Below are 23,444 nucleotides of genomic sequence, written 5' to 3'. Positions count from 1 at the left end.
CTTTGATTTCGGCGCGCGCTTCGGCACGCCGGAAAGTCTTATCAGCCGCATGTCCCGCACCCCGGTCTACATCATCTGCTCGACCCGGCCGTTCGTCGGCAAGACGCTGATGGCGCGCGTGCTCAGCGAATATCTGCTGCTGGCGCACGGCGCCGTGGTGGCGTTCGACATCAACGTCAAGGAGCCGTCGCTGCTCGATTTCCTGCCGCGGCTGACCGAGACCGCGCAGATCGACGACACCTTCGGCAAGATGGACCTGATGGACCGGCTGATCGTCCATGACGGCGTGCCCAAGGTGATCGACCTCGGTTTCCACGCCTTCGACGAGTTCTTCGGCATGTGTGCCGAGATCGGCTTCATCAAGGAGGCGGCGCGGCGCCAGGTGGCGCCGCTGGTGCTGTACGTCCCCGACCACGACCGCACCGCGCTGCGCGGCTACGAGACGCTCGAGACCACCATCCCGCCGCGCCAGCTGGTGGTGATCGACAACGAGCAGGTCCAGCGCGGCGAGCTGCCGTCGGCGCTGGCGCACGGCCGCGTCATGCGCGTGCCGGCGCTGCCGCCGTTCCTCAAGACTTACATCGACCGCCTGAACTTCTCGTTCACCGGCTACCTGCGCAGCGAACCCGACGCGACCACCGAACTCAACCAATGGATCCGCCGCAACTACACGATTTTCCGCGAGTACGAGCTGGAGCTGACGGGGGCGCGGGTGTGATGAACCCTCGCCCCGCTTGCGGGGAGAGGGTGGTGCGAACGAGCGAAGCGAGATCGAACCGGGTGAGGGGGCGCCTCCGCGAGTCGCTAGTGCTCGGCTGTGGGGAGGCGCCCCCTCACCCGGATCGCATCTTGCGATGCGATCCGACCTCTCCCCGCACGCGGGGAGAGGTCGGGCCGTGCACGCGATTTCTCAGTGCCCTTCGAAGCCGATCAGCGTCCGCACCGGGACGCCCATGGCGCGGATCTTGTCGGCGCCGCCGAGTTCGGGGAGGTCGATGATGAAGCAGGCGGCGACGACTTCGGCGCCGACCTGGCGCAGCAGCTTGATGGCGCCCTCGGCGGTGCCGCCGGTGGCGATCAGGTCGTCGACCAGGATCACGCGCTCGCCGCGCACGAGGGCGTCGGCGTGCATCTCGATGATATCGGTGCCGTATTCCAGCGCATAGGACATGCTCACACAGGTGTGCGGCAGCTTGCCCTTCTTGCGGATCGGCACGAATCCCGACGACACCTGATGGGCGATGGCGCCGCCGATGATGAAGCCGCGCGCTTCGATGCCGGCGACCTTGTCGATCTTGGAGCCGGCCCAGGGCTGCACCAGCTCGTCGACGGCGCGGCGGAACGAGCGCGGATCGCCGAGCAGCGTGGTGATGTCGCGGAACATGATGCCGGGCTTGGGATAGTCCGGGATGGTCCGGACGCTGGCCTTGAGGTCGTGGGCGAGTTCGGGGGTCATCGGCGCGGGGTCTCTCGTTGAAGAAGCTAGTCTTTCGTCATTGCGAGCGCAGCGAAGCAATCCAAGGCTCCGGGCAAGAACTGGATTGCTTCGTCGCTACGCTCCTCGCAATGACGCAACAAATCAATTGGCCGGATGGCCGAGCCGGAAGGCGTTCTCGACGATCTTGAGGCCGACTTCGCCGCCGAGCGACATCAGCGACTCGGGGTGGAATTGCACGCCGCCGACCGGCAGCGTCTTGTGCTCGATCGCCATCGCGATGCCGTCCTCGGTCGAGGCGGTGACAGTCAGCTCCTTCGGCATGTCGTTCATCTCGACATAGAGCGAGTGATAGCGGCCGATGGTGATCTCGTTGGGCAGGCCGTGCATCAGCGTGCCGCCGCGCACCGCGATGCGGGACGGCCGGCCGTGCGCCGGCTGCTTGAGCTGGCCGAGCGTGCCGCCGAAATACTCTCCCATCGCCTGAACGCCGAGGCAGACGCCGAAGATCGGCAGCTTCTTCTCCAGCGCGGCATCGATGGCCAGTTTGATCTTGAAGTCCTCCGGCCGGCCGGGTCCGGGCGACAGCACCAAGAGGTCGTAGCTGTTGTCGGCCAGCATCTTGAGGCCATGGACATGGCGTACGACGCTGACTTCGGCGCCGACCTGGCGGAAGTAATCGGCCAGCATGTGGACGAAGCTGTCGTCGTGATCGATCAGCAGCACGCGCTTGCCCGAGCCGGTCGCGTCCGGCGCCACCGCCGACAGCGGCTTCGGCGGATCGCCGCGCAGCGCCTGGAACAGCGCCGCCGCCTTGACCTGGCACTCCTTGTCCTCGGCGACCGGATCGGAATCGAACAAACAAGTGGCGCCGACACGCACTTCGGCGAGGCCGTCCTTCATCCGGATGGTGCGGATCGTCAGCCCGGTGTTGATCGAGCCATCGAAGCCGACGACACCGAACGCGCCGGCGTACCAACGCCGCGGCGTGCGCTCGTGATCCTCGACGAACTGCATCGCCCATAGCTTCGGCGCGCCGGTCACGGTCACCGCCCAGGCGTGGGTGAGGAAGGCGTCGAGCGCATCGAAGCCGGGGCGCAGCATGCCCTCGACGTGATCGACGGTGTGGAACAGCTTGGAGTAGGTTTCGATCTGGCGGCGGGCCAGAACCTTGATGGTGCCCGGCACGCAGACCCGCGCCTTGTCGTTGCGGTCGACGTCGGTGCACATGTTGAGCTCGAACTCGTCCTTCTCGGAGTTCAACAGCTTCTGGATCTGCTCGGCGTCGCCGATCGCGTCGGCGCCGCGGGCGATGGTGCCGGAGATCGGGCAGGTCTCGATGCGGCGGCCGTCGGAGCGTACGAACATTTCGGGCGAGGCCGACACCAGGAATTCGCCGTCGCCGAGGTTGAGCAGGCCGCCATAGGGCGACGGATTGATGCGGCACAGCCGTTTGAACACTTCAGCCGGCGAGCGCTCGCACGGCTCGCCGAACAATTGGCCCGGCACCGCCTCGAACAGGTCGCCGCGGGCGAAGGCGCCGCGCGCGACCTCGACAACTTTGGCGTATTCGCCCGGCGCGTGGTCGGCGAAGCCCTGGCGGCCGGTCTGGGTGTAGACGCTCTCGGCGGTCTCGGTCGGCAGGCCCTGGGTCGACTGGTCCTTCCAGGCAAACTCATAGGCGATATTGACGCCGCGGCCGGTGGCGCGGTCGTAGGCCAGCAGGCGGTCCGGCACGTACAGCACGATGTCGCGCTGGTCGGCCTCGCGGGCGCGCTTCTGCTTCAGATCTTCGAACTGAAACACCAGATCGTAGGCGAAGGCGCCGTACAGGCCGAGCATCGGATCGGCTGGCGAGGCGAACGCCGCCACCAGCGCGCGGACCAGCGTGATGGCACTGGTGCGGCGGGTGCGCTGCTCCTCGTCCACCGGCGCGTCGCCGCGGACGATGTGGCCCTTGATCTTGGTGGCGCAGGCCTGCTCGACGACGACGCCCGAGGCTTCAAGCGTATCGGACAGGAACGCGATCAGGACCCGGCCGCGCGGGTTCAGCGCCTCGATGGTGAAGCGCTCCGCCTGCGTGGTCAGCGCCAGCGGCGGATCGGCGAAGCCGAGGTCGAAGCTTTCATAGCGCCCCGGCACGGTGGTGCCGGACGACAGCATCACGCCGCGGCGACGGTCCAGCAGGTCGATCAGCTCGTCCAGCGCTTGGCCGCCCGAAAACAGCGCCGCGGCGCGGGTCACCGCCAGGCCGCCGGCGGTCTTGTACGTACTGGTCGCGGGGAGCGAGAAAACGGTCCTGTTCATGGCATCCTCTTAAGCAACTTGCCGGAGGAACGCCACACAGGACAAACGAAAGCCGCCTCGCGTGGCGGCCTCAGGACGATCGGAATTCACGGGATCGCACGGCCACCTCTGGTCAGGAGGTGCGCCACCAACGACGGGTGTGGCAGGGCGACGTGCACATGACCGGGAGAGCAGCACTGGGCGGGGGTGGAGTCAAGGGCTCCCGATGCCGGCCGCGATAGACTATGGGCGGACTTTCCGTCGAGCACAGCGAATGTAAGCTAGGAGTTGACGTTTGTCTGCAGATTGCTTACAGTCATGATCAGGACTTTCAGGTCCAAAGCGTTGGCAGAGCTCTGGAGCGCCGGCAAGACGTCGAAGATCGACGCCAAGATGCATGACCGAATACTGCGGCGGTTGGATCAACTTGATGCGTCGACGGTCCCGGAGGACATGAACATTGCTGGCTTCGACTTCCATGCCCTACGCGGGAAGCCACTTCGTTATTCGGTTCACGTCAATGGGCCATGGTGCATCACGTTCGAGTTCGAAGGAGGCGACGCATATCGTGTCGACTACGAACAATATCACTGAGGCGGCGGCCTCGAATTAGTCGGGATTCACAATGACCGAGTACGTCGCCAAGCGCACCAAAGAGCGCTGCCCTGCTCATCCCGGAGCAGTGCTGCGCGAGGACGTGATTCCGGCTGTGGGCAGGAGAAAATCGGAGATCGCGCGCCTGCTCGGGATTTCACGCCAGCACCTCTACGACATTCTGTCGGAGAAGAAGCCGGTGTCACCCGAAGTGGCGGTGCGGATCGGCAAGCTGTTCGGCGGCGGCGCTGGGGTCTGGGTTCGCATGCAGGGGGCGTTCGACACTTGGCACGCCGAGCGCACGGTCGACGTCAGTCACATCGAGCCGATCGTCGCCTGACCCGCCTGTCGAGCAAATCACTAACAGAAGTTGCGGAACGACTCTGCCGCTCTCGCATTTTCTCCCCCGCATGCCGGGTGACAACCGGCCGTAACGGGGAAGGCGGACGCAGCTGATTTTGCCGGTTTCTGGCTGCGACAGCAACGTATTGGTACGCGTTAACGCCTAACCTGTTCCCGGTGTGCATCCTGTCCGCGGGCACGGACGATCAGCCATGGACCGCTGTGGTTTTCCCGGCCCATCATGATCTTCCTCAACTGTCCAACTCCACCTTTCTGGATCATGGACTATTCGACCCGTTTCGCCCCGGGGGATAGCGGCGATAGTTGCCTGGAAATCACCATCGCGCCGGAATCGAATTGAATTTCCGCCTCATTCGCAGAGCCGGGTGGTTGCGGGACAGATCGTATCAGGGGTGGACCGGTGCGTAACCGATTGGACTGGCAGATCGAACAGATCGTCGCCGAGAGCGGCGACAGCATGCACGACGCGCTACGCGCGCTGATGCAGGTCAACGAGCGGCTGGAAGCCGAGCTGGAGCGGATGCGCGCGGCGCTGGCTTGCGGTGGTCTGCGGCTCGAAGGCCAGTCGCTGCACTGATCGCATCAACAGGAGCGATCAGCCGGAGCGTGTGCCGGAGCCAAACCGACGCGCTACGCCTTCTTCAAGAATTCCGTGCGCAGCACCAGGCCCTTGATCTTGTCGGTGCGGCCTTCGATTTCGTCTTCGCTGTCGGTGAGGCGGATGCCGCGGATCATTGTGCCGCGCTTCAGCACGGTGGACGAGCCTTTCAGCTTCAGATCCTTGATCAGCGTGACGTTGTCGCCGTCGGCGAGCAATGCGCCGTTGCTGTCTCTGACTTCGATGCTCATGGGCCGTCTCCTTGGAACTCTACGTGCGCTGATAAGCAGGGAACGCGGCGCGAGGCAATGATCCGGCTGCAACCAAAATGAAAACGGGGCAGATTGCTCCGCCCCGTCCTCCGTCACGCGTGCTGGGACATCAGAACTTGTAGGTGATGCCGGTGCCGATCAGCCACGGATCGAGATTGACCTTGCCGGTGAGCGCAGCGCCGCCCGCGACGCCGTTCCAGCTCGGCCGCAGCCACAGCTTCTTGACGTCGACGTTCCAGCCCCAGTGCTTGTCGAACATGTAGTCGAAGCCGACCTGCACGGCGGGCGCGAAGGCGTCCTTGAGGTGGCTGTCGGTGACGAGGCCGCCTGCCGCCTTCTGGCTGAAGAAGAAGGTGTAGTTCACGCCGGCGCCGACATACGGCTTGAACGCGCCGAAATCGGTGAAGTGATACTGCAGCGTCAGGGTCGGCGGCAGCAGCCAGGCCTTGCCGACGTCAACGCCCGGGGCGCTGGAGAACGAAACGGTGTGGCGGGTGACGCCGAGGATCAATTCGGCGGCAATGTTCTTGGTGAAGAAGTAAGAGATGTCGAGCTCGGGCACGACGGCGTCGGAGGTCTTCAGCGACGAGCCGGGGATCTGATCGACATAGCCGCGATTCTCGGTGACGACGCCCAGCGCGCGCAGGCGGATCATCCAGGGATTCCATTCCTCGACCACCGGCGCCTTGTAGAACGGCTTGGTGGCGAGATCGGCAGCAGCGGCTTGGCCCGGCAGGCCGCCAAGTGCCGCCGCCATCGCCAGCGCCGACACCGCGTAAAGAAATTTGGTCATGAGTGCCCCTATCGAAGATCGTTCGCGAGAGCGAAAGCTCGCTCGCCCGAGGCACCAAGGCTTCCGGGAACCAAAAACATTTGATCGAGATCAAATTACACAGGCACCGTCGGCGGCCTGCAGCGGTGCGTGGCAACAAAGCCACAGATTCGCAGGGCATTCGCGACTGGCCTCGGAAAACCCTGATGGCGCAATCACGTAGTCGACGGCAGGCACACGCCTGGCGTGCGCGCCGGGACGTTGGGGAAGCTGGAATTTGCGACGATAAGTTGCAGCGGAGGGAAGAGAGACGAGCCGGCTAGGGCCGATTCGGATTCTGCATCATGTACTCGCCGAGATTGCGCTGCGCCCGATTGGCCCGGGTGATGGCATTGCTGCGCTGGACATCGCGGTCCTTGCGGCAGGCCACATAAGCCGGCGACCCGACGGCCACGCCGTTCTGCCGGCAGAACGCATCGTCGTCCCCCATATCGCTCGGCGCCTCGTTGCGGGTCGCGCAGCCGGCAAGAGCGAAGGCGGCAAGGGCAAGGATCAGGAGGCGGCTTGCGGCGAGCGGCATTTTGGTCCCCAGGCTCGGTCATTCCGGGGCGCGAGCGACAGCTCGCGAACCCGGAATCTCGCAACAACATCGGGATTCCGGGTTCGCGCGTTTACACGCGCGCCCCGGAATGACGTCGTTATGTGGCCTTGTCTAACCCGAATTGCGGAGTTTGTAAGTCCGCAATCGTGCCGTCGCCTCGCGGCCCCTCAAGTATGGCTCTTCAGCGCGCTCGAAATGTCGTCGAGGGCGGTGGGGTCTTCGATGGTGGCCGGCATCGCCCAGGGATCGCCGTCGGCGATCTTCTTGATGGTGCCGCGCAGGATCTTGCCGGAGCGGGTCTTGGGCAGCCGCGGCACCGTGATGGCGAGCTTGAACGCCGCCACAGGGCCGAGCTTGTCGCGCACCAGCTTGACGATCTCCTTCTCGATCTCCGCCGGGTCGCGGGTGACGCCGCTCTTCAGCACTATGAGGCCGCACGGCACCTCGCCCTTGATGCTGTCGTTGATGCCGAGCACGGCGCATTCGGCAACGTCGGGATGCGAGGCAAGAATCTCTTCCATGCCGCCGGTCGAGAGACGGTGACCGGCGACATTGATGATGTCGTCGGTGCGGCCCATGACGAAGACGTAGCCGTCCTCGTCCATGTAGCCGGCGTCCGATGTTTTGTAGTAGCCGGGAAACTCGGCGAAGTAACTCTCGCGGCAGCGCTCGTCCTGCTGCCACAGCGTCGGCAGATTGCCGGGCGGCAGCGGCAGCTTGATGACGATCGAGCCCATCGTGCCGGGCGGCAGCGGCTTGGCGGCTTCGTCAACGACCTCGAGCTTGTAGCCGGGCATCGGCACCGTCGGCGAGCCGTGCTTGACCGGCAACAGGCCGAGGCCGACCGGATTGCCGGCGATGCACCAGCCGGTTTCGGTCTGCCACCAGTGATCGATCACCGGCACCTTGAGCTGATCCTCGGCCCACTCCACCGTCGGCGGGTCGGCCCGCTCGCCGGCCAGGAACAGGGTGCGGAATTTCGATAGATCGTATTTGCGAATGAAGTCGCCGTTGCCGTCCTCCTTGCGGATGGCGCGAAACGCCGTCGGCGCCGTGAACAGCGCGACCGCGCCGTGCTCGCTGATCACCCGCCAGAACGCGCCGGCGTCGGGCGTCCCGACCGGCTTGCCTTCATACATGATCGAGGTCGCGCCGTGGATCAGCGGGCCGTAGATGATGTAGCTGTGGCCGACCACCCAGCCGATGTCGGACGCGCACCACCACACCTCGCCCGGCTTGATGCCGTAGAGATTCTCCATCGACCACTTCAGCGCGACCAGGTGGCCGCCATTGTCGCGCACCACGCCCTTCGGCTTGCCGGTGGTACCAGAGGTGTAGAGGATGTAGAGCGGATCGGTCGCCTCGACGGCGACGCAGTCGGCCTTCTTGTCGGCCGCCAGCGCGTCCGAGCGCAGCTTGCCCCAGTCGTAGTCGCGGCCGTCCTTCAGATCGCAATCCTGCTGCGGGCGCTTGAGGATGATGCAGGCGTCCGGCTTCACCGACGCGAGCTCGATCGCCTCGTCGAGCAGCGGCTTGTACTTGACGATGCGGCCCGGCTCGATGCCGCAGCTCGCGCTGAGGATCAGCTTCGGCTTGGCGTCGTCGATGCGGGTCGCGAGTTCTTTGGCCGCGAAGCCGCCGAACACCACCGAGTGCACCGCGCCGATGCGGGCACAGGCCAGCATCGCCACCATCGATTCCGGGATCATCGGCATATAGAGGATGACGCGGTCGCCCTTCTGGACGCCGAAGTCCTGCATGATGGCGGCGAGCGCCTGAACCTCGCGCAGCATCTCCGCGTAGGTGAAGGTGCTGATCGTGCCGGTCAGCGGCGAGTCATGAATAAGCGCGACCTGATCGGCGCGGCCGTTCGCGACGTGGCGGTCGAGCGCGTTGTAGCAGGTGTTGACCTTGGCGCCGACGAACCAGCGGCCATACAGGCCCTGCGACGGATCGAACACCTTCTTGGCCGGCTCGATCCAGTCGATCTCCTTGGCCACCTCCCCCCAGAACGCCTCCGGGTCGGCCAGCGAGCGGGCATGGACCTCGTGATAACGGCTCTTGTCCGGGATATTCATGGCGTCGCGCTCCCAACGATCTCAGGCGGTTTGCCCGTCCTGTCCAGCTTTTAGGCCGCGGTGACAACCCCGCCTTTGTTCCTAAGCAAACGGCGGGCCCCGGCCGGGGCGCATTGTGGCGTTGCGGCAGCCGAGTGCAAGTCGGAAGCAAACCGGATTCAGTAGCCATCGAGACCGGTCAGTTGCAGCTTGCGAGCTGTCATCGCCGCCTTCAGGTCATAGCCGCGGCGACCGAATTTCTCGGCACGGCGGGCCATGAAGGTCTCGTGCTCGCGGCGCAATTTGGCCTGTTCGGCCGGCTTGCCGGCATGGTTCTGCAGCACGCGGAGATAGAGCGCGTGGATGTCGCGGTCGAGATCGGCCAGCGCCGGATCGGCGCAGATGGTCTTTTCCAGCCGGCGATGCGCCTTGCGGCAATCGAAGCTCGGCTTGCCGGCGACCGCCTTCTGGGCGCCGAGCTTTTCCACTTCCAGCGCCAGGGCCTTGTGGTTGGTGCGGGCGGCGGCGTGGTCCGGCTGCAGCTTCAAGGCCGCGGCGAAGTCCATCAGCGCCTTGCGGCGGTCGAGTTTGGCGAGCCACAGCTCGCCGCGGGAATTGAGCAGGTCGGGCTGGTTCGGATCGAGCCGCAGCGCGTCGTCGGCATCGGCGATGGCGCGGTCGATGTCGCTCTTGCGCGCATAGGCGGCCGAGCGGGCGATCAGCGCCTTGAGGCGATCGGCCTTTGCGGTGTCGCGGAACGCGATCACCTTGCTGCACAGATCGATGATGCGGTCGGCGTCGTCGGCCTTCGCAGCCGCAGACACGCAGGCAGCGGGATCGACCGAGGGATCGTCGAGCGGCTCGGTGTTGGAGGCGTGCGCCGGCATCGCGAGAAGTGCCGTGCCGATACAAATGGCTGCTATTAGGTTACGCATCGTCTATTCATTTCAGTTCTTACCGATTTGTAGCCCGGTTGCAGCGAAGCGCAATCCAGGTCTGCTCCCTCTCCCCGCTCGCGGGGAGAGGGGTGGGGTGAGGGGGCGTTTCCGCGAGTCTGAGCTGCTCGGCCTCTTGGAAGCGCCCCCTCACCCGATCCGGCATCGCTGCGCGACGCCGGATCGACCTCTCCCCGCGCGCGGGGAGAGGTCGGAACGCGTCGCCTTCAACTAATCATCGCATACCCGCATCGTGGTCGGCTCCGCACCGAGCTTGTGCCCCATGATCTGCGACAGCGTCTCGCATCCGCCGTCGTGACATATTCGCCATTCGCCGGCGAGACCGGAATTACCGAGCACGACTTCGGGCAGCGGCGCCTGGTGTGGGTGCCATTGATACCAGCCGTCTACGAGCCGCGCATCGGGTGCAGGCTCCATGCCGGCGCCGGAGCCTTTGATGCGGGCGGTGATCAGTTCGAGGCCTGCGGGTGTTACGCGCCAGTCTTCCTGCCACTCGACCTTTTCGATCGAATGCGTCCAGGCCAGCGTGAACGCGGCGAGCGCCAGCGTCTTGGTGACGCCGGCGCCGGCCAGGCACAGGCTCATCACGACGGACTCATCGGCCCGGGATCACGCCGCCGCCACGGCGCTACGCGGCGGGCGCTGGCGCCATTGCCACAGCACGATCAGCACCGCGATGGCGAAGCCGACGTAGTCGCTGTAGGGGAATTCGCCGAGCAGCGCGACCGCGGCGACGAAAGCGACGACACGCTCGACCACCGACATGCGGGTGTAGAGAAAGCCGATCGCCACCATGCCGAACAGGCCGATCGCCACCAGCGCCTTGACGGTGGCGTAGGCGACGGCGCCGTAGAAGCCGAGTTCGGCGGCCATCGGATCGCCGGGCTGCAGCATCAGGGCCGGCGAATACACCGCGATGAACGGGATGACGTAACCGGCGAGCGCGATGCGCATCGCTTCCCAGCCGATCTTGTCGGGATTCTCGCGGGCGATCGGCGCCGCGGCCAGCGCGGCGAGCGCCACCGGCGGCGAGAGATCGGCCATGATGCCGTAGTAGAACGCGAACATGTGGCTGACGATCAGCGGCACGCCGAGCTTGGCGAGCGCCGGCGCGGCCAGCGCGGCGGTGATGATGTAGGTCGGGATGGTGGGAATGCCGGTGCCGAGCAGGATCGACAGCAGCATGGTCATCACCAGCGCCAGAAACAGGCTGTGCTCGCCGAGCCCGATGACCCAGCTGCCGAACACGGTGCCGACGCCGGTCTGCGTCATCATGCCGATGATGGTGCCGACGATGGCGCAGGCCATGCCGACGGTGAGCGCCGATTTGGCACTGTCGGCCAGCGAATCGCGGCACGCCGCCAGCGTGGCGCGGCCGCCGCGCGTCAGCGCGGCGATCGCGATCAGCACGGCGACGATCGCCACCACGCGGCTGATCTCGAGCCCCGAATGCAGCACCGCGCCGGCGACCAAAGCGAGGCCGATCCAGAAAATGTAGCGCAGCGCCGGATTGGAAAAGCCCAGCACGATCGAGGCGCCGAGGATCAGCGCCACCGTCAGCGCCAACCCCATCGAGCCGGCGTAGAGTGGGGTGAAGCCTTCGAACAGCATGTAGACCAGCGCCGCCAGCGGCAGGATCAGGTACCAGCGCTCGACCATCGCCTTCCAGGCGCTCGGGATCTCCGCCTTGGACATGCCGACGAGACCGAACTTGCCGGCCTCCAGATGCACCATCCAGAACGCGCTGGCGAAATACAGGAAGGCCGGGATCACGGCGGCCTTGACCACCACCGAGTAATCGACGCCGAGCGTCTCGGCCATGATGAAGGCGACCGCGCCCATCACCGGCGGCATGATCTGGCCGCCCATCGAGGCGGTGGCCTCGACGCCGGCCGCGAACGCGCGGCGATAGCCGAAGCGGATCATCAGCGGAATGGTGAACTGGCCGACGGTGACGACATTGGCGACGCCGGAGCCGGAGATCGTGCCCATCATGCCCGAGGCGAACACCGCGACCTTGGCGGGGCCGCCGCGGGTGCCGCCGAACAGGCCGAGCGACACGTCGGTGAACAGCTGGATCATGCCGGCACGCTCGAGGAACGAGCCGAACAGGATGAACAGGAAGATGTAGGTCGCCGACACGTAGATCGGCACGCCGTAGAAACCTTCGGTGCCGAACGACAGATGGGTGATGATCTGATCGAACGCGTAGCCGCGATGATTGAGCGGCGACGGCAGATATTGGCCGAAGAACCAGTAGATCAGACAGACCCCGCACATCAACGGCAGCGCCAGACCCATCAACCGCCGCACACCCTCGAAAATCAGGATGGCGAGCAGCGTGCCGACCGCGAGGTCGAGATTGGTCGGATCGCCGTCGCGCTGGATCAGGTCGGCGTAGAAGATCCACTGATACAGGCCGCAAAGGAAGCCGGCGGCGCCGGTCAGCCATGCCGCGGTGCGGCCCAGATTGGTGCGCGCGGTGAAATTGCCGATCAGGCCGAAGGTGAGCAGCAGCAGGAAGCCGACATGAACGCCGCGCACCACCTGGCTCGGCAGCACGTTCCAGGCGGCGATGACGAGCTGGAAACTCGCGAAGGCGATCGCCACCGTATAGGCGAGATAACGCCAGCGCCGCGGGCCGAAGCCCTCCGGAAAGCCGTGCTCGAAATTGTCGAACTCGACCTTGACGGCTCCGGGAGCCTGTTCGACCGCAACCTCAGGCTTCGACATCGATGACCGTTCCCGCCGCGTGATCTGATTTGTATTTCGCTATTATAGCGTCATGGCCGGGCTTGACCCGGCCATCCATCTCTCTTGAAAGGTGATGGATGCGCGGGTCAAGCCCGCGCATGACGTTGTTGCATGGTGATGCGCTGCATCACTTACTTCAGCACGCCCTTTTCCTTGAAGTACTTGATCGCGCCGGGGTGCAGCGGGACCGGGCTGCCGGCGGCGGCTTCGAGCTTGATCTCCTTGCCGGCGGCGTGGGCGTTGGCGAGTTCGGGCAGGTTGTCGTAGATCTGCTTGGTCATTTCATAAGCCAGATCGTCCGACACCGCCGTCGAGGTGACCAGATAGTTCACCACCGCGGCGGTCGGCACGTCCTTGTCCTGACCCTTGTAGGTGTTGGCCGGGATGGTGGCGGCGATGAAGGGCGGTCCGATCTTGTCGACGATCGCCTTGGGCACCGACACGACGGTGATGTCGGACGAATTCGACAGGTCCTTCAGCGACGCGACGCCGAGGCCGGCGGATTGCAGCGTCGCCTGGAGCTGGCGGTTCTTCATCAGGTCGACGGATTCGGCGAACGGCAGATACTCGACCTTGCCGAGATCCTTGTAGTCCATGCCGGCGGCCTTGAGGATGGCGCGCGAGTTCAGCTCGGTGCCGGATTTCGGCGCGCCGACCGACAGGCTCTTGCCCTTGAGATCGGCCAGCGTCTTGATGCCGGAATCGCCGGTGGCGACGATCTGGATGTAGTTCGGATAGATCGCGCCGATCACCCGCAGCTTGTCGAGCTTGGCCTTGAAGCCGGCTTCGGCGTCGCCTTCCCAGGCGGCTTTGAGCGAATCGCCGAGCGTGAAGGCGATTTCGCCGCGACCCTGCTGCAGCAGATTGAGGTTCTCGACCGACGCCTTGGTGGCCTGCACCTGCGTCTTCACGTTGGGGATTTTCTCGCTGTAGATCTTCGAAATCGCGACCCCGAGCGGGTAGTAAACCCCCGACGTACCGCCGGTCAGCACGTTGATGAACTGCTGGGCGTGAGCCTGCGGCGCCGCCACCATCAACGCCGCAGCCGCGGCGATCCCGAACAATTTGGCCTTCATGAGCACGTATCCCCCTATTGCTTGTTGCGGGAAACTGGACGGAGCACACGCTGCGGTCAACCCATGAAATGCGCGGTGCCATCGAGTACCGGGAACCCCGATGGTCCCCTTACGGCCGATGGTGCGCTCGACGACCGTACCATCGGCGCCAGGGTGCCGGATCTCCGGGCACGTCCACGGAACCGCGAGCGTGCTGGCTACGCCACCAACGACCGCCTAGTCTCCTGCCACACCGGCCCGACAGAGGCCGGCCAAAACGGGAGTACGCCATCCATGACCGCCCACTCGCGCGTCGTCGTCGCTGCGTCTTTGCTGCTGTGCAGTAGCGCCCTCACCTCCGCCATCGCCAAGCCCTGGATGATCGTCGGCAACGACGAGAAGCTGGTGTGGGATGCCGACGGCAAGCCGATCCTGTCGCCTGCCGGCAAGGACAGCGTGCTGATCGTCGACCTCGCCAATCCTGAATCGCCCAAGATCGTCGCGACGCTGCCGCTGAAGAATTCGGTCGTCGGGCCGCCCGTCAATGTCGATATCGATCCCTCCGGCAGCGTCGCCCTGGTGGCGGACTCAGTGGACGTGGTGAAGGACGGCGATGCGCTGAAGCAGACGCTCGACAACAAGATCTATGTCATCGATCTGAAAGCCAGCCCACCGAAACTCGCCGCCACGATCGAAGGCGGCAAGCAGCCGTCGGGCCTCGCGTTCAGCCCCGACGGCAAGATGGCGCTGGTGGCCAACCGCGGCGATAACACGATCAGCGTGCTGTCGGTGAATGGCACCGACGTGAAGGTCACCGGCAGCGTCGCGATGCCGGATGCGCCGGCCTCGGTCGCCTTTACGCCGGACGGCAAGCGGGCGCTGGTGGCGCGCTTCCCGGGCAACAAGATCTCGGTGCTCGATATCGACGGCGGCAAGGCGAGCTACAACAAGGTCGATATCGTCGCCGGGCCGTGGCCCTACAATGTCGCGGTGACGCCGAACGGCAAGCTGGCGCTGACGTCGGACAACGGCAATGCCGGCGCCTCCGACGGCAGCGTCGATACGGCGAGCGTGATCGACCTCGAAGCCAAGCCGCCGCGCGCCATCGACCGCGTCGTGGTCGGCGATGGGCCGGAAGGGCTGGCGATCAGTCCCAAGGGCGATCTCGCGGTGTCGGTGATCCTGCGCGGCTCGAACATGAAGAACATGTTCTTCTATAAGCCGAACGGCAGCATCTCGGTGCTGAAGATCGACGGCAACAAGGTGACCAAGACCCAGGACATCGAGGTCGGCGGCCTGCCCGAAGCGGCGGCGTTCACGCCGGACGGCAAGTACATACTGGTCGGCAATTATCTCAGCCAGGACTTCTCGATCCTCAAGGTCAACGGCGGCAAGGTCACCGACACCGGCAAGCGCTTCAAGGTGCCGGGCCATCCGGCCTCGGCACGGATCAGCCGGAATTGAGCGGCTTGATGACTGACTGAAGCGAGGCAGGCGTCTCGAGGACGGAAGTCGTCATCCTGAGGTGCGCGCGTAGCGCGCCTCGAAGGATGCGGCCAAGGTGCTCGCGGCCCATCCTTCGAGGCCCTCCGGGCCGCGCAAAGCGCGGCCCGGAGGGCGCCTCAGGATGACGGCGGAGATCGGAGCGCCTGCCGTAGAGAGCAGCCCTGCAAGTCGCATAATTTCCAAGATCATCTTTGCACCGGCGCTTTGCCGACCGTCACAGTTCTGGGGTAAACTCGGTCCGCAACAACGTTGCCGTCGCGACTTCGCCGTGCCGGCCGACCGGTTCGAGATCCATGCCCTCCCCATACGATTTCGGCAGCTTCGATCGCCGCACCTTGCTGCGCGGCGCCGTCGGCCTCGGTTTGGCCGGAGTGTGGCCGGCGGCTGCAGCCGAACCGGCCAAGGTCGAATTCAAGAGCAACCCGTTCACGCTCGGCGTCGCCTCCGGCGATCCGTCGCCGGACGGCTTCGTGCTGTGGACGCGGCTGGCGCCGGAGCCGCTGAAGGCGCGCGGTGGCATGACCATTCACCCGGTCGACGTCACCATCGAGATCGCCGACGATCCGGCGATGAGCCGCATCGTCCGCACCACGCAGGAGACCGCGCGGCTGGAGCTGGCGCATTCGGTGCACGCCGAAATCGACGGGCTGGCGCCGGGCCGCGATTACTTCTATCGCTTCCGCGCCGGCGACGCCGAAAGCCCGATCGGCCGCGCCCGCACGCTGCCGACGCCGGGCGAGACGCCGGCAGAGCTGCGCTTCGCCGCCGCCGGCTGCCAGCAATGGGAGGGCGGTTATTACTCGGCGTGGCGGGCGATCGCCGAAGACAGACTGGATCTCGTCTTCCACTACGGCGACTACATCTACGAGAACGCGTCCCACGCCGCCGACGCCAAGGGCAAAGCGTTCCCGCGTACGCTGCCGAAGGATTTTCCGATCTGCTACACGCTGACCGACTATCGCCGGCGTTACGCGCTGTACAAGACCGATCCCGACCTGCAGGCTGCGCACGCGTCGTGTCCGTTTCTTGTGTCGTTCGACGACCATGAGGTCGCCAATAACTGGGCCGGCGACAGCGATCCCGCGGCGACGCCGCCCGCCGCCTTCCTGTTCCGCCGCGCGATGGCGCTGCAGGCCTGGTACGAACACATGCCGGTGCGGCGCGCGCAGATTCCGCACGGTCCGGATGTACTAGCGTATCGCGGCTTCTCCTTCGGCACGCTGGCCGACATCGCGGTGCTGGACACGCGGCAGTATCGCTCGCGCCAGGCCTGCGGCGACGGTTTTCTGACCGACTGCACCGAGGCCGATGCGGCGGATCGCTCCATGCTGGGCGCCGCGCAGGAGCAATGGCTGGCGGCGCGGCTGAAAGACAATCGCGGCATCTGGCAGGTGCTGGCCCAGCAGGTGCTGTTCGCTCCCTTCGACTGGCGCGGCATCCCGTGGATCAAGCCGGCCGACAAGCCGGTGCGCAACATGGATTCCTGGGACGGCGCCAGCGCGGCGCGCCGTCGGCTGATGGCGATGCTGGCCGACGCCGATGTCGCCAATCCGGTGGTGCTGACCGGCGACATGCACAAGGCCTGCGCGTTCGAGCTGATGCGGGGCGATGCGGTGGCGGGCGTCGAGTTCCTCTCAACCTCGATCTCATCGGGCGGCGATGGCGTTGCGGCGCCGGACTATCTGCCGACGCTGCAGGCCAACAATCCGCATCTCAAATTCTTCTCCGACCAGCGCGGCTACACAAGGCATGTGGTGACGCCGAAGCTGTGGCAGGCGGATTTCCGTGCGCTGGACTCGATCGCCACGCCGGGCCAGGCGGCCAAGACGGTGAAGACCCTGGTGATCGAGGCTGGACGGCCGGGCCTCGCGCCGGGCTGAACTGAGACAATCAAGGCTCTGGTCCTGACGCGCGTCCCCGCGTAGCTTCTCGGCGCCGGCTCAACGAAGCCGGACGGCGCCGTTCGCGCCGCTGATAAGCCCCGGAGGAGACCTTGATGACCGACACCACCCGTCCGTTCAGCCCGAACCGCCGCAGCCTGCTGCGCGGCGCCGCCGCGCTCGGTGCGCTGCCGCTGCTGCCGCGCCTCGCCCGCGCCGACACGGGGAACTGGCCGACCCGGTCGGTGAAATTCGTCGTGCCGTTCGCGGCCGGCGGCACCACCGACATTCTGGCACGGCTGGTTGCGCAAACGCTGTCGGAAGAATACGGCCAGCAATTCGTCGTCGAGAACAAGGCCGGCGCCGGCGGCAACATCGCGGCCGAATACGTCGCCAAGTCCGATCCCGACGGCTACACCTTCATCGTCGGCACGCCCGGCACGCATGCGATCAATCAGTTCGTGTTCAAGGGACTGAAATACGATCAGACCAAGGACATCGTGCCGGTGATCGTGATCGCGCAGGTGCCGAACCTGTGCTCGGTGACGAACGAGCTGCCGGTCAAGAGCGTCGCCGAGCTGATCGCTTACGCCAAATCCAAGCCGGGTGAACTACTTTACGGCACGCCCGGCCTCGGCTCGACCGCGCATGTGGCGACCGAACTCTTCAAGTCGATGACCGGCGTGCAGATGACGCACGTTCCCTACAAAGGCTCGGCGCCGATGCTGACCGATCTGATGGCCGGCCGCGTGCATCTCACCATCGACAATCTGCCGGCATCGCAGCCGCACGCCGAGGCCGGCAGCATTCGCGCCATCGCCGTGTCGACCAAGACGCGCTGGCCGCTGCTGCCCGACCTGCCGACCATGGCCGAAGCCGGCGTGCCGGGTTACGAGGCGGCCGCGTGGTTCACCGTTGCGGCGCCGGCCAAGACGTCGCCCGAGATCATCGCCAAGCTCAATGCCAGCGTCGACAAATTCGTCAAATCGGCCGACGGCACCGCGCGGCTGCGCAAGCTCGGCGCCAATCCGGTCGGCGGCTCACCCGAAGACATGCAGCGCTACGTCGCCGGCGAAATCGACAAATGGGGCAAGGTCGCGAAATTCGCCGGCATCACGCCGCAGTAACGCCGCAGCCCACCTCGTCATTGCCGGGCTTGACCCGGCAATCCATCATTCTTCGCAAGATGAGTTGTACGAAGAAGATGGATGCGCGGGCCTTCGCCGCGCCGAAGCGGCTTCGGCCGCGCAGGCGGGTCAAGCCCGCGCATGACGCAGTGTGAAAGCTAATCAGCCGCTCAGCACCCGATCGATCGCATTTGAATCATCGTCATTTGAATCACAATCGACCGCTTAACCGTAGTTCCCAACTCATGTGGGCCGCTTAACAATTCCACAATTCCGGACCGAACGATCCCCTAAACATTGTCGCGTGATCGAGGGGGTCGAATTGAGATGAAATCAACGATTGCGGACAGCGAAGACCACGCGCCTGCGGTCGGCTTCGGACGTCGCCGGCTCGCGCCGCGGGCGCTGGTGATCGATCGTAAGCCGCATCTGCGCGCCTTCATGATCGAGGCCCTCGAAGAGCTGCGTTTCGTCAGCAACGAATGTGAGAACGTGAGCGATCTGCCGGCGCGGCTCGCCGAACATCGCCCCGAATTGGTCGTGCTCGGCTCGTCGCTCGACGGCATCGAGGCGGCGCTGGTCATCGGCCTGCTCGCCGAGAGCGATTACCACGGCAATCTGCTGGTGCTGTGCGCGCGTGAATCCATCGCCTCGCAGGCCCTGCAGCAGCTCGGCCACGACCACGGGCTCAACATGCTGCCACCGCTGGCGACGCCGTTCAACACGCCGCGGCTGCTGCAGAGTCTATCACCGCTGCTGCCGCGCGAGCCGCTGCCCGAACCAGAGGTCGACGTCGCCGAAGCGCTCAAGGCAGGGTGGCTGGAGCTGTGGTACCAGCCCAAGGTCGAGGTTCGCTCGCTGATGCCGGTGGGCGCCGAGGCTTTGGTTCGAATGCGGCATCCGAACTGGGGCGTGGTGTCGCCTTCGGCATTTCTGCCGGGCGAGGACGATCCGCATCTGCGGGCGCTGTCGGACTACGTGGCGCAGCGGGCGCTCGACGACTGGGCCTATCTCTTGGAGCATCACGGCCCGGTCGATCTGTCGATCAATCTGCCGGCATCCTTTCTGCGCGATCCGGCCTCGATCGCCGGACTGGTCGGCCGCATCCCGTCGCATCCGGCATTCCCGGGACTGATCGTCGAGATCGACGCGCGTGAACTGACCGATCTGTCGGGATTGAACCAGGTGGCGCGACGGCTGCAGCTGCGCAATATCGGCCTGTGCGCCGATCACGTGGGCGTCGAATGGCCGGCGCTGATGCAGCTCTCGCCCTGCCCGTTCGTCGAGTTCAAGGTCGATCCGACGCTGGTGGCCGGCTGCGCCGAGGACAGGCTCAAGCGCACGGTGTGCCGGCGCATCGTCGAACTCGCCGGCGACTACGGCGCCCGCGCCGTCGCCACCGGCATCGAGACCCGCGCCGACTATCACGCCGTGCACGAACTCGGCTTCGACCACGCCCAGGGCTTTCTGTTCGGTAAGCCGATGCCCCTGAAGAAGTTTGCGCGGATGGCGTCGAGCCGGCCGTTGCGGCTCGCGGAGTGAGTAGTACAGGCAATCGGCCAATGGCCGGGCGCGCTACACAATCGGCGCCGTCATCCTGAGGTGCGAGCGCAGCGAGCCTCGAAGGATGCGGCTACGCACAGGGCGCCAGCCGACGTGCTTGCGGCCCATCCTTCGAGGCCGCCGCTGCGCGGCGGCGCCTCAGGATGACGCTGCGGTGCTTGGCGAGGCTGGCGGACGCTCAGTCGAACGTCATGTCGATGCACTTCGACACGTCGGAGCCGAGGCCGGAGGCGATGGTGATGCAGCCGCGGACTTTGCGGGTGTCGGTGTCGCTGGCCCACACTGCGTAGCCGCCGGGGCCGAAGAAAGAATTGGTGTTCGGCGGCTCGGTCTCGGAGGCGTCGAATTGATAATTGCCGTCGGTCTCGAACACGCGTGGCCGCTTGGCGCAGCCGCCGTCGGTCTGGACGTTGAGGATCTCCTTGTTGTCGCGGGTCAGCGCAAGGCTGACCGTGCAGCGGAAATTCTCGGACGTCTTGACGTTGAAGACGTAGGCGTAGGAGCGGCAGGTCGCCGTGTTGAGCTTGCCCGGGCTGAGGCCACGGCTGCACGAAATACGCTGATTGCTGACGAGTTTGTACTCGTCGGCGTGCGCCGGCTCACCGAGCGCGATGAGGCCGCCAGCCAGCAGCGCCGCGCTGAGCACAAGATGGAGTCCAAGGCGCTTCGAACCAGCCTGCATCATTTCCTCCCGCCGTTTGTGCGGCCGTTCTAATCCGAATCGCTCGCGCACGAAAGCCGCCATGGCACGCTTAGTGGGGTACGAGACCCCATCTCATCGGCGTGTGATACGCGACCCTTGGCCGTATTGACGAGGCTTGATCGTTCGTGATTTGTTCGGACATTGCGGTGAATTGCGGAGGGCCTGCCTTGAAGACGAAGCTGATTGTGACGATCACGGCCGCGACAATCACCAGCGCAGTCGCCGGCACTGCCTTCGCCGCACCCGAGCCGACGCCGTGGGTGCTGGCACCCGACATGGCCTACGGTTACACCCGCGACAGCAAGACCTTCGCCTACAAGCTCGGGACCAGCAACGCTCGCGAATTCTGGAAGGGCGCCAAGAAGGTGCCGAAGGACACGTTGTTCTTCATCGGTGCCAACGGCCAGCTCTACATGCGCCAGGGCCCCTTCCTCGACGACGACGGCAGCTTCAAGTTCGGACCGGATCAGCCATAGGGACTTTGACCAGACCGAATTGTCGAAGTAGCGAACTTGCGGCAAGCACGACCTGCTCCTTCTCCCCGCATGCGGGGAGAAGGGTGGGATGAGGGGGCGCCTCCACGCGGCGGAGCGCCGATGGTGATAATCGGCGGCGATGAAACAATCCCGATAAGCTCAGGCTCGCCGAGGCGCCCCCTCACCCGATCCGGCTTCGCTGCGCTTCGCCGGATCGACCTCTCCCCGCGAGCGGGGAGAGGTTAGCCTGAGACGCTTGCCACCTATGGACGACAGAAGCTATCTCTGCGCGAGCACGTCGAACGCCGCGGCGAGTTCGCGGGCGCCGGGTTTGCTGGAGTTGGAGTCCATGCGCTCGTCGGTGACGGCGAGCAGTTTGGCGACGGTGTTGTGACGGATCGCCACCGGATTGCGTTCATAACCGGAGCGCTGGAAGAAGTTCGCGGTCGGCACGACCGCGCGCATATCGTCCGGCATCGTCACCATGTCGAGGCCGGTGCCGTCGCCGGTGAGATTCATCATCTCCAGTTCGGCGGCGGTGAGCGGCTCGCGGTAGCCCTTCTGCTGCGCGAACAGCACCGAGGTCAGCAGCTTGTGGGTCTGCAGCAGCGGGCCGACGTCGATGTCGAGCACCATCGCATGCAGCGCCCAGCCTTCGCGGGTGTCGGCGAGCTTCTGATGCGCCGACCAAGTGTCGGGCACCGACTTGGCGAACGCCACCATCTTCCTGACGACGCCGATCTTGCGTTCGAGCGCCATGCGCTGCGCACCGCTCGAGCGCGCCGCGCGCTCGGACAGAACTTTCAGGATATGATGGCCCTGCTCGGCCATGAGTTCGACGCTGTTGGTGGTGAGCAGCTGATTGTAGCCGATCGCGGTCGAAATCGCGCGCGAGCCAGGGCGTGACTTGCTCAGCCCCGACTGCATGTCGTGATCGCCGTTGCCGCCGGTCTCGAACGAATAGACGCGCACCGCCTGGTCGCGGGTCAGCCCCAGCGCGCTCGCGGTGCGCGCATAGGCGCGCTTGAAGTCCCCTTCGGTCGCGGGCCGCTGCGGCAGGTACTGATAGTAATCCTGTGCCGCCCGGAGGAAATCGGCGACGACCGGAATCGGCTTGCGCTCGCGCGGCCGCCGCGCCTCCGGCTCCGGATCGACCGGCCGCTTCGGCCCGTCATAGACCGGTGGCTGCTGCAAGACGTAGTCGTCGAGCGTGACGCGGACGCCATCGCGACGCTTGGCGTTGCGGGTGCGGCGCTTCTCGGCGATGGCGTCCCAATAGGCGCCGGCATCCTGTTCGTACTCGGCGCGGGCCGCCTGATACTGCTGCAGCCGGTAGCGATACTCCGCGATCGCCTGTGGCGACGCGGCCTGCGCCATGGCGTTTGCGACGCGCGGCGGCAGCGCCGGCTCGGCGGCAGCGATCGGCGTCAAAGCGAGCAGCGCCAGCGGCACCAGCCGGGCGATTTGGGTCAGGGCGATCGTCATGGGTGCAATCTGGCCCCAGATGGTGAACGAATTGTTGCCAGATAACGCGACATTTTCGCGGCCGCAGAGCGGCGGCGGCTATTTCCAGGCAAACACTGGCTGTTCGAGATCGGCCACGCGGGTGACACGACCGGCCAGCACTTCGCCGAACTGATAGATCATCGCCGCCGTTGGGGCGTGGATGTAGTCGCCGTCGTGGCGGAACCGGATGACGCGGCGGTCGCTCTCCGGGATCGATGTAAAGCTGAACGCATCCTCGGCAGTGACGGAAGTGAGCGGGATGCGATGCACCGAAGCGACTTCGGCCGGGTTCGGCGCCAGCTGCGCGCTGGAAGCCGCCCACGCCACCACCGGCGTGATCAGATAGCCGGAGCGGGTCGGGTAATCGTCCAGGATGCCGATCACATCGTCCGTGCCGAGCTGCAGGCCGAGCTCTTCGTGCAGTTCGCGCAGTGCGGTATCAACCGCGGTCTCGCCGGCGTCGCAGCGGCCGCCCGGTAGCGCCCACTGGTTGGAATGCGCCCGCAGCGTCGCGGCGCGGAAGGTGAGCAGCAGCGCGGCCTTGCCACCGTCATCAGCGACGAGTGCCAGCGCCACCGCGGCGCGCTTCAGCCCAGCCGGAGTCACGCCGTCGTCGTGGCGCGGGAAGGCGCGGCAGCGTTCGGCGATGACGGTGCGGGTGTGATGGTCGTGCGCGTGGAGCATCGTTCTTGACTACACGAGCCACGTGGCCGACGTAACCCGCCTCGCCACCCCGACACCGCTCCAGGACATTTCATGACTGACACCACCGCCCGCACCATGAAGGCCGACGGCTGGAGCGTGGTTCACGACGACGGCTTCATCGATCTGGTCGGGCCGCTGTGGACGCGCACCGTCGACGGCGTCGCCGAGTTCGGCATCCTCACCGCGCCAAGCATCGCAAACGGCGGCGGCCTGGTGCAGGGCGGGCTGATGATGA

Annotated in this window: 22 protein-coding genes and 1 pseudogene; 10 read left to right on the top strand and 13 right to left on the bottom strand. The window is 65.6% G+C overall.

Translation table 11 applies throughout. From position 1 onward, the window contains the following. The first annotated feature begins 49 nt into the window (after positions 1–49). Positions 50–718 (top strand): hypothetical protein, encoded by a 669-nt coding sequence (locus I5M_RS09045; protein ID WP_031335935.1) that lies wholly within the window; start codon positions 50–52, stop codon positions 716–718. Between the two features lie 192 nt (positions 719–910). Here I5M_RS09045 and I5M_RS09040 read toward each other — a convergent pair whose 3' ends face one another. Further along, positions 911–1,456 carry an adenine phosphoribosyltransferase gene (locus I5M_RS09040; protein WP_022721101.1) on the bottom strand — a complete coding sequence of 182 codons (546 nt, stop codon included), beginning with the start codon at positions 1,454–1,456 and terminating at the stop codon, positions 911–913. Positions 1,457–1,579: 123 nt separating this feature from the next. Then, positions 1,580–3,742 carry an anthranilate synthase component I gene (locus I5M_RS09035; RefSeq protein ID WP_022721100.1) on the bottom strand — a complete coding sequence of 721 codons (2,163 nt, stop codon included), beginning with the start codon at positions 3,740–3,742 and terminating at the stop codon, positions 1,580–1,582. 297 nt (positions 3,743–4,039) lie between these two features. On the opposite strand from I5M_RS09035, the gene I5M_RS09030 reads away from it, so the two are divergent. From I5M_RS09030 to I5M_RS33085, 3 genes are all read left to right on the top strand, one after another. Next, a complete protein-coding gene (locus I5M_RS09030; RefSeq protein ID WP_022721099.1) occupies positions 4,040–4,315 on the top strand; it encodes a type II toxin-antitoxin system RelE/ParE family toxin in 276 nt (91 codons plus the stop codon). A 31-nt stretch (positions 4,316–4,346) separates the two neighbouring features. Further along, positions 4,347–4,655: a HigA family addiction module antitoxin gene (locus tag I5M_RS09025; RefSeq protein WP_022721098.1), complete on the top strand. Its 309-nt coding sequence runs from the start codon at positions 4,347–4,349 to the stop codon at positions 4,653–4,655. A 423-nt stretch (positions 4,656–5,078) separates the two neighbouring features. Beyond that, a complete protein-coding gene (locus tag I5M_RS33085; protein ID WP_022721097.1) occupies positions 5,079–5,255 on the top strand; it encodes a hypothetical protein in 177 nt (58 codons plus the stop codon). Positions 5,256–5,308: 53 nt separating this feature from the next. Here the strand turns inward: I5M_RS33085 and I5M_RS09015 are convergent, their stop codons facing one another. The 8 genes from I5M_RS09015 to I5M_RS08980 all read right to left on the bottom strand — a co-directional run bounded on the left by I5M_RS09015 (position 5,309) and on the right by I5M_RS08980 (position 13,764). Next, entirely contained in the window at positions 5,309–5,521 is a 213-nt protein-coding gene (locus I5M_RS09015) for an alkylphosphonate utilization protein (protein ID WP_031335934.1), read from the bottom strand. A gap of 136 nt (positions 5,522–5,657) precedes the next feature. Next, the gene (locus I5M_RS09010) at positions 5,658–6,341 is read right to left on the bottom strand and encodes an OmpW family protein (protein ID WP_022721095.1); all 684 of its coding nucleotides are present in this window, start codon (positions 6,339–6,341) and stop codon (positions 5,658–5,660) included. A 298-nt stretch (positions 6,342–6,639) separates the two neighbouring features. After that, a complete protein-coding gene (locus tag I5M_RS09005) occupies positions 6,640–6,900 on the bottom strand; it encodes a hypothetical protein (protein WP_022721094.1) in 261 nt (86 codons plus the stop codon). Positions 6,901–7,088: 188 nt separating this feature from the next. After that, positions 7,089–8,999 (bottom strand): propionyl-CoA synthetase, encoded by a 1,911-nt coding sequence (locus I5M_RS09000; RefSeq protein WP_022721093.1) that lies wholly within the window; start codon positions 8,997–8,999, stop codon positions 7,089–7,091. 158 nt (positions 9,000–9,157) lie between these two features. Continuing rightward, positions 9,158–9,865 carry a hypothetical protein gene (locus tag I5M_RS08995; protein ID WP_022721092.1) on the bottom strand — a complete coding sequence of 236 codons (708 nt, stop codon included), beginning with the start codon at positions 9,863–9,865 and terminating at the stop codon, positions 9,158–9,160. A 279-nt stretch (positions 9,866–10,144) separates the two neighbouring features. After that, complete coding sequence (locus I5M_RS08990; protein ID WP_031335932.1) at positions 10,145–10,519, bottom strand: DUF1850 domain-containing protein; 375 nt, start codon at positions 10,517–10,519, stop codon at positions 10,145–10,147. 24 nt (positions 10,520–10,543) lie between these two features. After that, entirely contained in the window at positions 10,544–12,667 is a 2,124-nt protein-coding gene (locus tag I5M_RS08985; RefSeq protein ID WP_022721091.1) for a TRAP transporter permease, read from the bottom strand. A 152-nt stretch (positions 12,668–12,819) separates the two neighbouring features. Then, positions 12,820–13,764: a TAXI family TRAP transporter solute-binding subunit gene (locus I5M_RS08980; protein ID WP_022721090.1), complete on the bottom strand. Its 945-nt coding sequence runs from the start codon at positions 13,762–13,764 to the stop codon at positions 12,820–12,822. A 273-nt stretch (positions 13,765–14,037) separates the two neighbouring features. Here I5M_RS08980 and I5M_RS08975 point away from each other — a divergent pair, with 273 nt between their 5' ends. The 4 genes from I5M_RS08975 (at position 14,038) to I5M_RS08955 (ending at position 19,798) form a co-directional block, all read left to right on the top strand. Next, on the top strand, positions 14,038–15,207 hold the full coding sequence (locus I5M_RS08975; protein WP_022721089.1) for a beta-propeller fold lactonase family protein: 1,170 nt from the start codon (positions 14,038–14,040) through the stop codon (positions 15,205–15,207). A gap of 335 nt (positions 15,208–15,542) precedes the next feature. Beyond that, the gene (locus tag I5M_RS08965) at positions 15,543–17,129 is read left to right on the top strand and encodes an alkaline phosphatase (RefSeq protein ID WP_031335931.1); all 1,587 of its coding nucleotides are present in this window, start codon (positions 15,543–15,545) and stop codon (positions 17,127–17,129) included. A 116-nt stretch (positions 17,130–17,245) separates the two neighbouring features. Then, positions 17,246–18,256, top strand: coding sequence for a tripartite tricarboxylate transporter substrate binding protein (locus I5M_RS08960; protein ID WP_022721087.1), 1,011 nt, complete (start codon positions 17,246–17,248; stop codon positions 18,254–18,256). Between the two features lie 327 nt (positions 18,257–18,583). After that, the gene (locus I5M_RS08955) at positions 18,584–19,798 is read left to right on the top strand and encodes an EAL domain-containing protein (protein WP_022721086.1); all 1,215 of its coding nucleotides are present in this window, start codon (positions 18,584–18,586) and stop codon (positions 19,796–19,798) included. Positions 19,799–19,997: 199 nt separating this feature from the next. Here I5M_RS08955 and I5M_RS08950 read toward each other — a convergent pair whose 3' ends face one another. Continuing rightward, positions 19,998–20,501, bottom strand: a complete 504-nt coding sequence (locus tag I5M_RS08950) for a hypothetical protein (protein WP_031335930.1) — start codon at positions 20,499–20,501, stop codon at positions 19,998–20,000. Between the two features lie 188 nt (positions 20,502–20,689). Between I5M_RS08950 and I5M_RS08945 the strand changes: the two genes are divergently transcribed. Continuing rightward, positions 20,690–20,998: a hypothetical protein gene (locus tag I5M_RS08945; protein ID WP_022721084.1), complete on the top strand. Its 309-nt coding sequence runs from the start codon at positions 20,690–20,692 to the stop codon at positions 20,996–20,998. Between the two features lie 279 nt (positions 20,999–21,277). Here I5M_RS08945 and I5M_RS08940 read toward each other — a convergent pair whose 3' ends face one another. Further along, positions 21,278–22,483 (bottom strand): hypothetical protein, encoded by a 1,206-nt coding sequence (locus I5M_RS08940; RefSeq protein WP_022721083.1) that lies wholly within the window; start codon positions 22,481–22,483, stop codon positions 21,278–21,280. Positions 22,484–22,561: 78 nt separating this feature from the next. Next, positions 22,562–23,188 carry a CoA pyrophosphatase gene (locus tag I5M_RS08935; protein WP_022721082.1) on the bottom strand — a complete coding sequence of 209 codons (627 nt, stop codon included), beginning with the start codon at positions 23,186–23,188 and terminating at the stop codon, positions 22,562–22,564. 72 nt (positions 23,189–23,260) lie between these two features. On the opposite strand from I5M_RS08935, the pseudogene I5M_RS08930 reads away from it, so the two are divergent. Beyond that, a pseudogene (locus I5M_RS08930) lies at positions 23,261–23,444 on the top strand (PaaI family thioesterase); the annotation flags it as partial.

Origin of the sequence: Rhodopseudomonas sp. B29, from assembly GCF_000333455.1 — a bacterium.
Taxonomy (GTDB): Bacteria; Pseudomonadota; Alphaproteobacteria; order Rhizobiales; family Xanthobacteraceae; genus Rhodopseudomonas.
This window is presented reverse-complemented; position numbering and strand designations above follow the sequence as displayed.

Bases quoted from the DNA above. Each gene is read 5' to 3' on its own strand.
- I5M_RS08980 (WP_022721090.1), bottom strand. From the start codon at position 13,764: ATGAAGGCCAAATTGTTCGGGATCGCCGCGGCTGCGGCGTTGATGGTG.
- I5M_RS08935 (WP_022721082.1), bottom strand. From the start codon at position 23,188: ATGCTCCACGCGCACGACCATCACACCCGCACCGTCATCGCCGAACGC.
- I5M_RS08960 (WP_022721087.1), top strand. From the start codon at position 17,246: ATGACCGACACCACCCGTCCGTTCAGCCCGAACCGCCGCAGCCTGCTG.
- I5M_RS09035 (WP_022721100.1), bottom strand. From the start codon at position 3,742: ATGAACAGGACCGTTTTCTCGCTCCCCGCGACCAGTACGTACAAGACC.
- I5M_RS08995 (WP_022721092.1), bottom strand. From the start codon at position 9,865: ATGCCGGCGCACGCCTCCAACACCGAGCCGCTCGACGATCCCTCGGTC.
- I5M_RS09000 (WP_022721093.1), bottom strand. From the start codon at position 8,999: ATGAATATCCCGGACAAGAGCCGTTATCACGAGGTCCATGCCCGCTCG.
- I5M_RS09030 (WP_022721099.1), top strand. From the start codon at position 4,040: ATGATCAGGACTTTCAGGTCCAAAGCGTTGGCAGAGCTCTGGAGCGCC.
- I5M_RS08985 (WP_022721091.1), bottom strand. From the start codon at position 12,667: ATGTCGAAGCCTGAGGTTGCGGTCGAACAGGCTCCCGGAGCCGTCAAG.
- I5M_RS09025 (WP_022721098.1), top strand. From the start codon at position 4,347: ATGACCGAGTACGTCGCCAAGCGCACCAAAGAGCGCTGCCCTGCTCAT.
- I5M_RS09045 (WP_031335935.1), top strand. From the start codon at position 50: ATGTCCCGCACCCCGGTCTACATCATCTGCTCGACCCGGCCGTTCGTC.
- I5M_RS09010 (WP_022721095.1), bottom strand. From the start codon at position 6,341: ATGACCAAATTTCTTTACGCGGTGTCGGCGCTGGCGATGGCGGCGGCA.
- I5M_RS08940 (WP_022721083.1), bottom strand. From the start codon at position 22,483: ATGACGATCGCCCTGACCCAAATCGCCCGGCTGGTGCCGCTGGCGCTG.
- I5M_RS08955 (WP_022721086.1), top strand. From the start codon at position 18,584: ATGAAATCAACGATTGCGGACAGCGAAGACCACGCGCCTGCGGTCGGC.
- I5M_RS08990 (WP_031335932.1), bottom strand. From the start codon at position 10,519: ATGAGCCTGTGCCTGGCCGGCGCCGGCGTCACCAAGACGCTGGCGCTC.
- I5M_RS08950 (WP_031335930.1), bottom strand. From the start codon at position 20,501: ATGCAGGCTGGTTCGAAGCGCCTTGGACTCCATCTTGTGCTCAGCGCG.
- I5M_RS08965 (WP_031335931.1), top strand. From the start codon at position 15,543: ATGCCCTCCCCATACGATTTCGGCAGCTTCGATCGCCGCACCTTGCTG.
- I5M_RS08975 (WP_022721089.1), top strand. From the start codon at position 14,038: ATGACCGCCCACTCGCGCGTCGTCGTCGCTGCGTCTTTGCTGCTGTGC.
- I5M_RS09040 (WP_022721101.1), bottom strand. From the start codon at position 1,456: ATGACCCCCGAACTCGCCCACGACCTCAAGGCCAGCGTCCGGACCATC.
- I5M_RS09005 (WP_022721094.1), bottom strand. From the start codon at position 6,900: ATGCCGCTCGCCGCAAGCCGCCTCCTGATCCTTGCCCTTGCCGCCTTC.